This window comes from Aestuariivirga sp. (assembly GCF_041738905.1).
Taxonomy (GTDB): domain Bacteria; phylum Pseudomonadota; class Alphaproteobacteria; order Rhizobiales; family Aestuariivirgaceae; genus Aestuariivirga.
Window position 1 is genome coordinate 1 of the sequence record NZ_JBGSOZ010000176.1, and the last position, 9,396, is coordinate 9,396.

8 protein-coding genes are annotated in these 9,396 nt (G+C 60.6%); 6 read left to right on the forward strand and 2 right to left on the reverse strand.

What is annotated here, in order from left to right; all coding sequences use genetic code 11:
* Positions 1-155: 155 nt before the first annotated feature.
* The 5 genes from ACEW8Q_RS16670 (at position 156) to ACEW8Q_RS16690 (ending at position 7,400) form a co-directional block, all read left to right on the forward strand.
* Positions 156-890, forward strand: a complete 735-nt coding sequence (locus tag ACEW8Q_RS16670; RefSeq protein WP_373505183.1) for an SDR family NAD(P)-dependent oxidoreductase — start codon at positions 156-158, stop codon at positions 888-890.
* A gap of 143 nt (positions 891-1,033) precedes the next feature.
* Positions 1,034-2,665: a choline dehydrogenase gene (gene betA / locus ACEW8Q_RS16675; protein WP_373505184.1), complete on the forward strand. Its 1,632-nt coding sequence runs from the start codon at positions 1,034-1,036 to the stop codon at positions 2,663-2,665.
* Positions 2,666-3,039: 374 nt separating this feature from the next.
* Positions 3,040-4,059, forward strand: a complete 1,020-nt coding sequence (locus ACEW8Q_RS16680) for an ABC transporter substrate-binding protein (RefSeq protein WP_373505185.1) — start codon at positions 3,040-3,042, stop codon at positions 4,057-4,059.
* A gap of 55 nt (positions 4,060-4,114) precedes the next feature.
* The gene (locus tag ACEW8Q_RS16685) at positions 4,115-6,313 is read left to right on the forward strand and encodes an ABC transporter permease (protein ID WP_373505189.1); all 2,199 of its coding nucleotides are present in this window, start codon (positions 4,115-4,117) and stop codon (positions 6,311-6,313) included.
* A 16-nt stretch (positions 6,314-6,329) separates the two neighbouring features.
* Positions 6,330-7,400 (forward strand): ABC transporter ATP-binding protein, encoded by a 1,071-nt coding sequence (locus ACEW8Q_RS16690; protein WP_373505186.1) that lies wholly within the window; start codon positions 6,330-6,332, stop codon positions 7,398-7,400.
* On the opposite strand, the gene ACEW8Q_RS16695 is transcribed toward ACEW8Q_RS16690, so the two are convergent.
* Together ACEW8Q_RS16695 and ACEW8Q_RS16700 are read right to left on the reverse strand one after the other, a co-directional pair.
* The gene (locus tag ACEW8Q_RS16695) at positions 7,360-8,694 is read right to left on the reverse strand and encodes an inositol monophosphatase family protein (protein ID WP_373505187.1); all 1,335 of its coding nucleotides are present in this window, start codon (positions 8,692-8,694) and stop codon (positions 7,360-7,362) included. The two genes, ACEW8Q_RS16690 and ACEW8Q_RS16695, sit on opposite strands and share 41 nt — an antisense overlap.
* A 48-nt stretch (positions 8,695-8,742) precedes the next feature.
* Positions 8,743-9,069: a hypothetical protein gene (locus ACEW8Q_RS16700; RefSeq protein ID WP_373505188.1), complete on the reverse strand. Its 327-nt coding sequence runs from the start codon at positions 9,067-9,069 to the stop codon at positions 8,743-8,745.
* Between the two features lie 186 nt (positions 9,070-9,255).
* On the opposite strand from ACEW8Q_RS16700, the gene ACEW8Q_RS16705 reads away from it, so the two are divergent.
* Positions 9,256-9,396: DeoR family transcriptional regulator (locus ACEW8Q_RS16705; RefSeq protein WP_373505190.1), on the forward strand; the 141-nt coding region annotated here is incomplete at its 3' end.

Sequence of the window (9,396 nt, forward strand, 5' to 3'; positions counted from 1 at the left end):
GGCGCAGCCCATCTATGCCATTGCGGCGCTGGCCGCACTTGGCGGCGCGCTGAATGCGCTGGGCCACACGGCAGACGTCGGCAAGGCCATCGCCGCCGCAACCGCCGTCATCGATTCGGATCATTGAACACAACACCGCCATTGGAGAATCAGACATGAGCAAACGGCTGGACGGCAGGACGGCGATCGTCACGGGCGCGGCACAAGGCATCGGCAAGGCCATCGCAACGCGTCTCGCGGCCGATGGCGCCAAAGTCATCGTCAGTGATGTGAACGCAGCGGGTGCGGAAGCTGCCACCAAGGACATCGGCCATGGCGCCATCGCAATCGCCTGTGACATCTCGAAGCCCGAGGACGTGGCAAACCTCGTCGCCGAGGCGGGTGCCGTCGATGTTCTCGTCAACAATGCCGCCATCGTGCCCTTCATCGCCTGGGATGACATCGACCTCGACCATTGGCGCCGCCTGATCGACGTCAACCTCACCGGCACCTTCCTGATGACCAAGGCCGTCACCGACAAGATGCGCAGCGGCGGCATCAAGGGCAGGGTGATCAACATCGCATCCAACACCTTCTTTGCGGGAACACCGAACATGGCGGCCTATGTGGCCTCCAAGGGCGGCGTCATCGGCTTCACGCGCGCGGCGGCAACGGAACTCGGCAAGCACGGTATCACCGTCAATGCCCTGTCGCCGGGCCTGATCGAGAGCGATGGCGTGAAGGCCAGCCCGCATGCCAATGCCTTTGATTTCGTCGGCATGCTGCAGGCCTTGCCGGGCCGCGGCCAGCCCGAGCACATCGCCGACGCCGTGGCCTTCCTCGCCTCCGACGACGCACGCTGGATGACGGGTCAGACCCTCAATGTCGACGCTGGGATGGTCCGTTACTGATCTGACCGGGATATGATGGGTTTGCCGCGATGAATCTCGCGGCAGACATGTTCGAAACGTTCGAACATTTCGTTGGATATATTTGGATTTCCAGCGGAGAGTACCTCGCATAAGATTTTGCAAGCTTATGCGAGTGAAGAGACGTGCCTGTTTCAGCTTATGACTATGTGATCATCGGTTCAGGTTCTGCGGGTTCGGTGCTCGCGGCCCGCCTTGCGGAGGACCCGCAGCGGCGGGTTCTCGTGCTTGAGGCAGGTCCCATGGACCGCAGCCTCTACATGCTCCGGATGCCGGCGGCCCTGGCGGAGCCGCTGAAGTCCGAGCGCTACAACTGGAACTATTTCTCTGAACCGGAACCTTATCTCGACAACCGCAAGGTCAATTATCCGCGCGGCCGCGTCGTCGGAGGCTCGTCATCGATCAACGGCATGGTCTACCTGCGCGGCAATCCGCGTGACTATGATGGCTGGGCGCGCGCCAACGGGCTGGAGCAATGGTCCTATGCCCATTGCCTTCCCTACTTCAAGCGCATGGAGACAAGCGAGAAGGGCCCAAGCGAATTCCGGGGCAGCGGCGGCCCCCTCAAGGTCACTGTGCCCGAGTGCGACAACCCGCTGTTCAAGGCTTTCATCCAGGCGGGGATCGAGGCCGGGCTTGGCTTCACGGACGACGTCAACGGCTTCCGCCAGGAAGGTGTGTGCAAGTTCGAGCGCTCGACACACAAGGGCATCCGGTCGAGCGCGGCGCGGCGTTATCTTCATCCCGCGCGTGAAAAGGGCAACGTCGACCTGCTTACGAACATCCGTGTGTCGCGCATCCTCTTTGACGGCGCACGCGCAACTGGCGTCGAATACATCGAGAACGGCGAGGCCAGGAGCGTGCGGGCCACGGGCGAGGTATTGCTCTGCGCGGGCGCCTTCAACTCGCCGCAGATCCTGAAGCTCTCGGGCATCGGTCCCGGCGATGAATTGCGCCAGCATGGCATTGACGTGAAGGTCGATCTGCCGGGCGTGGGCGAGAACCTTCAGGATCATCTCGATTATCTGGTCCAATATCACTGCACCCAACCGGTCTCGCTCTATCCCGCGACCCGCCCATTGGGCCGTCTGGCGGTGGGGCTGGAATGGCTGCTGTTCAAGACGGGAACCGGCGCCACCAATATCTGGGAAGCGGGAAGTTTCTTCCGCAGCAATCCGGATGTCGACTATCCCAATCTCCAGCATCACTTCGCGCCCGTCGCCATCAGCTATGACGGCAACGAGCGGGTGGATGGGCATGGCTTCCAGATCCACCTGAGCCAGATGCGGCCGCGCAGCCGCGGCTGGGTGAGGCTCCGCTCCAATAATCCCTTCGACCCGCCCCGCATCCTGTTCAACCATCTCATGGACGAGGAAGACCGCCAGGAAATCCGCGACGGCATCCGCATCACGCGCCATCTCGTCGCGCAGAAGGCATTCGATCCGTTCCGCGGCGCCGAGATTGCGCCGGGTGCCCATGTCCAGTCCGATGCCGAGATCGATGCCTTCGCGCGTGCCAAGGCAGAGACCTCGCATCATCCCTCATGCACCTGCCGGATGGGCCTTGACGAAATGGCGGTGGTCGATGGCGAGGGCCGCGTCCATGGCGTCGAGGGCCTGCGCGTGGTCGATGCCTCGATCATGCCCGACGTCGTCACCGCCAACTTGAACGCGACCGTCCTCATGCTCGCGGAAAAGATGTCGGACAAGATCAAGGGCCGTGCATCGCTGCCACCCGAACAGGTCGCCGTCTACTGACGGATACATCCATGCTGCCTTGATGTGGATACCTTTGCAGGCCGCAGAGCCTTGGGCGCATTCTTCCGCTGCAGGCCGGCGCGGATGACATGGACGATACCGCCCACAACCCTGCGGTCATCGACTGAAGCAAGACCATGCGGCAACGGAAGATCATCGCGTCATCTGCGCCTTGCTCAACAAGAGCAGTTCACTCGTCTCAGCTTCCTTCGGCAAGGAGCGTGATTTGGACCGGAACCTGTTCCGCAAGGAAACCAATGGTCCTGAGCCTCGATGCGGGGAGGAGCTGACAATATATATTGAACTCCCTGCCGACCTAAGCCACACTGAATTGTGACAGGTATGTAACAAGTAAAATGACTGGGAGGACCGACATGAACCGCAAGCTTTTTTCCGCTATCCTGCTTGGCGCAGTGAGTTTTGCAACGCCCGCCATTGCTGATGATCTGACGCTCTATTGCAGTGCCGACGAAGAATGGTGCCAGTTGATGGCACGGGGCTTCGAGGAGGCGACAGGAATCAATGTCGACATGACGCGCAAGAGCTCAGGCGAGACGTTCGCGCAGGTCAAGGCCGAAGCCGAGAATCCCAAGGGGGACATCTGGTGGGGTGGAACCGGCGACCCTCACCTGCAGGCGGCAGAAGAAGATCTGACCGTCGCCTATGAATCTCCGATGCGGGCCGAATTGCAGCCCTGGGCCGTCAAGCAAGCGGAAGCCGCCGGCAACAAGACCATCGGCATCTATTCGGGCGCATTGGGTTATGGTTATAATGAAGAGCTCTTGAAGCAGAACAACCTGCCGGTGCCAGCCTGCTGGAGCGACCTCCTGAAGCCTGAATTCAAGGGGCAGATCCAGATCGCCAACCCGAATTCCTCGGGCACGGCCTACACGACGCTCGCCACCATGGTGCAGATGTTCGGCGAAGATGGCGGCTTCGACTACATGAAGAAGCTGCATGTGAACATCAATCAGTACACGAAGTCCGGCTCCGCCCCGATCAAGGCCGCCGCCAAGGGCGAGACCACTGTCGGAATCGTGTTCATGCATGATGCCGTGGCTCAGGCCGCACAGGGTTTTCCGGTCAAGGTGGTCGCCCCCTGCGAAGGCACCGGCTACGAAATCGGCTCCATGAGCATCATCAAGGGCTCCCGCAACATGGACAGCGCCAAGAAATTCTATGACTGGGCGCTCTCGGCCGATGTGCAGTCGCGTGCTGTTGAAGCAAAGTCCTATCAGGTGCCATCCAACAAGAACGCCAAGGTTTCGCCGCTCTCGCCAGACCTTTCGTCAATCAAGCTGATCGACTACGACTTCAAGAAGTACGGCTCGTCGGACGAGCGCAAGCGCTTGCTGAAGAAGTGGGACGACGACGTGAGCACCCTGCCCCAGTAAACAGGGAATGCCCGTGAGTTCCGCCCTCGCCGTCCAGTCCGCTCCACGGCGCGGGCTGGACCCCACGGTTCTCCTGTGGCTGTGCGTGGGGCTCGCCGCCTTCGTTGTGTTGCCTTGGTACGGCCTCGAGCGTGGATATCTCGATCTTCGCTGGATCACGCGCGGCTGGCCGGTCGCAGGTCCTGGCGCGTCCGGCCTCTTTGCGGGGCTTGAGAGGCCGTGGCTGTTTCCACATCTGATCTTCCTGCTGATGCCGCTCACGCTTTGGGGCCGTGAGAAATCCGATCCGCTGTTCTCGAAACTGCTGCTGATCGCGGGCATCGGCGGACTCACATGGTTTCTCCTTCAAGGATTCTCCATCGGCCTCAATGGCTGGCGATGGGGCTGGCTCGAACAACTCTTTGGGCCGATGGAGCAGCGCCAGTTCGGCATGGGCTATGGTGCCCTGTTCACGGCGGCGGCCTTCCTGTTTTTCCTCACGCAGGGTCTTGCGGCGCGAGGCGCCGTCAATGGCGACGTCTTCGTGGTGAGCTCGATCGGGTTCGTGGTCGCCGTCGTCGGCATCTTCGTCTTCTTTCCCATCCTCAAGATGTTTGCCTCTGGCCTCGAGGCCGAGGATAGAAGCTATTCACTCTCGCTGTTCCTCGCGAAGTTCGCCGACCCGAAGATCTGGTCGCTTGCTTGCCTCACCGGTGGCACGCGCTGCGGCGTGGCGTGGAACTCGCTGTTTCTTGCAATAATGGTAGGTGTCTTCAGCGCATTGCTCGGCCTTGTCTTTGCGCTGGTCGTGACCCGGACCAGTTTCCGCTTCGGGAAATGGCTGAGGGCGTTGACGCTGCTTCCGATCATCACGCCGCCCTTCGTGATCGGCCTCGCCATCATCCTGATGTTCGGTCTTTCCGGCATCGTCAATGCGACCATTGCGGAGGCCTTCGGCACTCAGCCGACGCGCTGGATTTATGGCTTCAACGGCGTGTTCATCGCCCAGCTTCTCGCCTTCACGCCGATTGCCTTTCTGGTCCTGATCGGCGTCGTCGAGGGCGTGAGCCCATCGATGGAGGAAGCGGCCCAGACGCTCCGCGCCAATCCGTGGCACACGTTCTGGACCGTATCGCTGCCGCTGATGCGGCCGGGCCTCGCCAACGCATTTCTTCTCGGCTTCATCGAAAGCATGGCGGACTTCGGCAATCCGCTCGTGCTCGGCGGCAATTTCGACGTGCTGTCGACGGAGATCTTCTTCGCCATCGTCGGTGCGCAGAACGATTCAGGGCGCGCGGCGGTGCTCGCCATCGTCCTGCTGTTCTTCACGCTGCTCGCCTTTTATCTCCAGCGCTTCTGGCTCGGCCGCAAATCCTACACCACGCTCACCGGCAAGGGCGACAGCGGGCATCATCCCCTGCTGCCGCGCTGGGTCCGGGTGACGCTCTACACCATCGCCGGGGCGTGGACGGCCTTCACGCTGGTGGTCTATTTCATCATCATCTATGGCAGTTTCATCGAAGTCTGGGGACTGAAGAACAATCTCACCTTCAAGCATTACATCAGTTCCTTCGGTATCGCCTGGACGGAGCATGGCCTGCACTTCCGCGGTGCTGCATGGGACAGTTTCTGGACGACGCTGCAAATCTCGGCGATCTCGGCGCCGCTCACTGCGGCAATCGGATTGATCACCGCCTATCTGCTGGTGCGGCAGAGATTTGCCGGGCGCAATGCTTTCGAGTTCGCCACAATGCTGAGCTTTGCCGTTCCGGGCACCGTCATCGGTGTCAGCTACATCATCGCCTTCAACGTGCCGCCCATCGAGCTCACCGGTACCGGGCTCATTCTCATCCTGAGCTTCATTTTCCGCAACATGCCGGTGGGCGTCCGGGCCGGCATCGCTTCCATGTCGCAGCTCGACAAGAGCCTCGACGAGGCTTCCCTTACGCTCGGCGCCAACAGCTGGCAGACGTTCCGCAAGATCATCCTGCCGTTGCTGAGGCCTGCGATCCTCGCGGCCCTGGTCTATTCCTTCGTGCGGTCCATGACAGCCATCAGCGCGGTCATCTTCCTCGTCAGCGCGCGCTACGACATGGCGACGAGCTACATCATCGGCAAGGTCGAGAACAACGAGTACGGCATCGCGATTGCCTATTCGACCGTGCTCATCTTCGTCATGTTTGCGGCCATCGGCCTGTTCCAGCTTCTCGTCGGGCGGCGGCAACTCGGCCGCAGGTTCGATCAATCACGCACCAACTGGGCGGCAGGCGGTTAGACATGAAGATCATCACATGAAAATCAAGGGCAACGCGGCATCGGTCGAGTTCGATCACGTCTCAAAGGTCTATGGCGGCACCGTGAAGGCCGTTGACGACATCTCCTTGCGTGTCGAGCCCGGAACGCTGGTGACGTTGCTTGGGCCGTCCGGCTGCGGCAAGACCACGACGCTGCGCATGATCGCAGGCCTCGAGATGGCGACCAGCGGGCGCATCCTGATCGGGGAGCGGGATGTCACCAAGCTTCCCGCCACCGACCGCGATGTCAGCATGGTGTTCCAGTCCTATGCGCTGTTCCCACACATGAACGTGGAGGAGAATGTCTCCTATGGGCTGAAGCTGTCTGGATTTTCCAAGAGTGAGGTCAGGGAGCGCGCGGATGCGGGGCTCGCACTCGTCGGCCTCAAGGGCTATGGCGGACGCATGCCCGGCGAATTGTCCGGCGGGCAGCAACAGCGTGTCGCTGTGGCGCGCGCACTGGTGCTCGAACCGCAGGTCCTGCTATTCGATGAACCGCTCTCCAACCTCGATGCCAAGCTCCGCCGCCGCGTGCGCGAGGAAATCCGCGACATACAGACGTCGCTCGGACTGACGGTCGTCTATGTCACGCATGACCAGGAGGAAGCGCTTGCCGTGTCCGATCGCATCGTGGTGATGAACAATGCCGTGATCGCGCAAGCGGGAACCCCACGGGAGCTCTATGAAGCGCCGGACACCGCCTTCGTTGCAGATTTCATCGGCGAGGCCAATATCATCCCGTGCGAGATCGTGGACAGTGCCGATGGCCGCGCTCTCGTGCGGATCGAGCGGTTGGAACTTACGCTTGCCTCGCGTGGACTGAAGCGCGGACCCGCCATGCTCGCCGTCCGGCCGAACCGGATCAGGTTGGCGCCGGCGGACGGGCAACCCGGCTTCGCGGGCCGCCTCAGCAAGGCGGTCTATGTCGGCAGCCATTGGGAGTACGCCGTCGCCACCGCCGCTGGAGACCTGTTCGTCAAGTCGCTCGATAGTGATGACAGGCTAGCCGTCAACGGAACAGTCGCCGTCAGTTTCTCCGCGGAAGGCCCGGTTCTGCTGCCAGGCTGAACGCTCCCCTCGCCATGCGGTCGATGGCGTCAAAGACCCCGGCGCCACCTGTAATGATCACGCCGCCGTTTTCGAGAAGCTCGGCGCTGCCCGTGCGGTGAATGCGGCCCCCGGCCTCACTCACCATCAGAAGGCCAGCAGCACAGTCCCAGGCATTCATGTGCTCCTCGACATATCCGAGCAGGCGGCCCGAAGCGACATAGGCCAACATGATGGCGCCCGATGCATTGCGGAAAAACAGTCCGCCACTGGACATGAGATCGGTGATGAAGTTCACGGCCGGCTTCCAGTCCACACGGTTCGAGAGCCCCACTCCGACAGACCCTTGCGAGAGGCTGGTGGCGGAGGACGTTCTCACGGGCTTGTCATTGACCGTGGCGCCGCCACCGAGGCTGGCGGCAAAGGTCTCGTTTGCATTGGGTTCGTGAATGACGCCGAGCACCGTATCCTCTGCCGTCATGCATGCGATCACCACGCTCCACGCCGGAATGCCGTTGACGAAGTTGGCTGTCCCATCGATCGGATCGAGCACCCAGGTGTAACCAGAGGTGCCGGCACTCAAGCCATGTTCCTCACCAAGGATGCCATCATGGGGAAATGACTTCGAGATCTCGCCCCGGAGAAACGTCTCGACGTCACGGTCGGCCTCCGACACCATGTCCTGGTGGCCCTTGCTGGTGACAGTCAACTCGCCCAAGCGGCCGAAATATCCGAGGCCAAGCGTACCGGCCTCCAACGCAATGCGCTTGGCGAGTGCCAGCCGGGAGGTGATCTGGGGGTCAGCGTGATTCATCCGAATGCTTTCTGTCTTGAGTTCAATTGCCAATTTTGGAAGGACCCTTCCGGGTATTGAGCCAGAAGGCGCAAGGCCGACATCCTGTGCGCCCAGGCGGCGATAGAATGGAGCGGCTGCCGGATCAGCTTCTATGAACATTCTTCCCGCCCCCATGTTGCATGCAGCCGCGCAGGCCCAACCGAGCAGCAGGCGGCCAACGCCACATCGAATTGCTTCGGGCGCGACGAAGAGTTTGAGCAGGTCAGCTTCGCCATCGGCGATCTCGAATTGGGCGACGCCTGCGACATCACCTTTCATTTCGGCGACCGCAATATGGGTTGACTTGAGGTCGTCGGGCGCGAAGGTCAGTTCACCTCGGCACGCGTCCATGAACTGCTGATCGTAACCCCAGAAGGCTTTCGACCTGATGCACAAGTGGCTCAATTCCGCCAGTTCATCTGCGGTCGGTTGACGAAGGACAATCTTCAATTTCGCGGCCACATCTCTATCGTTCGGCATGCTCAAAAACCCGCGCCAGACAGGTCGATGTTGCCTCAGCGTAGAATACTAATGCATGCTCTGCCACCTGGAAACTGAAGCACTCTGGCGGTTCACGTTGGTGCCAGTGATTTTCTCAAAAGCCTTGGTCAACTCCTTCGATTCCTGGTCATGCGTTGGAATGCCTTCGGGGAGCGCATTGAACTCCTTGCCCTTGAAGGGCTCCGCTGTCTTGATGAACCACTCCAGTTGCTTGAGCTGGTATTCCTTCGACAGTGTTGAGGGTTGGAATTCGGAATGGATCCACTTCTTGGCTGCATCGATGTCGGCAAGGCTGGAACCCGTGGACGCCATGAGCGCCAGGATTGCTGCCGAAACCAGGCATTTCAGTTTCATTGTGGTCCACCTTGAAATGCCTGCGACAAACTATCACTTGAAACAAAACGAAGGTCATTAAGAAAATTTTCGAACTTGTCTTGTGGTCCATGATTGCGAAAAACGAAAAATAGTGAAATATGGGACTCGGATTTCCCGGCTGTCCGGGCGGGTTCTTGATGGATGGATTTTGCAGGCGAAGTGATAATGGAAGGCGTAAGCCCACGGCAACAGCAGATTCTCGTCCTCGCGCGGCAAGCCGGCAGCGTGACGGTGGATGACTTGGCGTTGCGTTTCGACGTGACGCCGCAGACCATCCGCAAGGACCTGAACGAACTCTGCGATGCG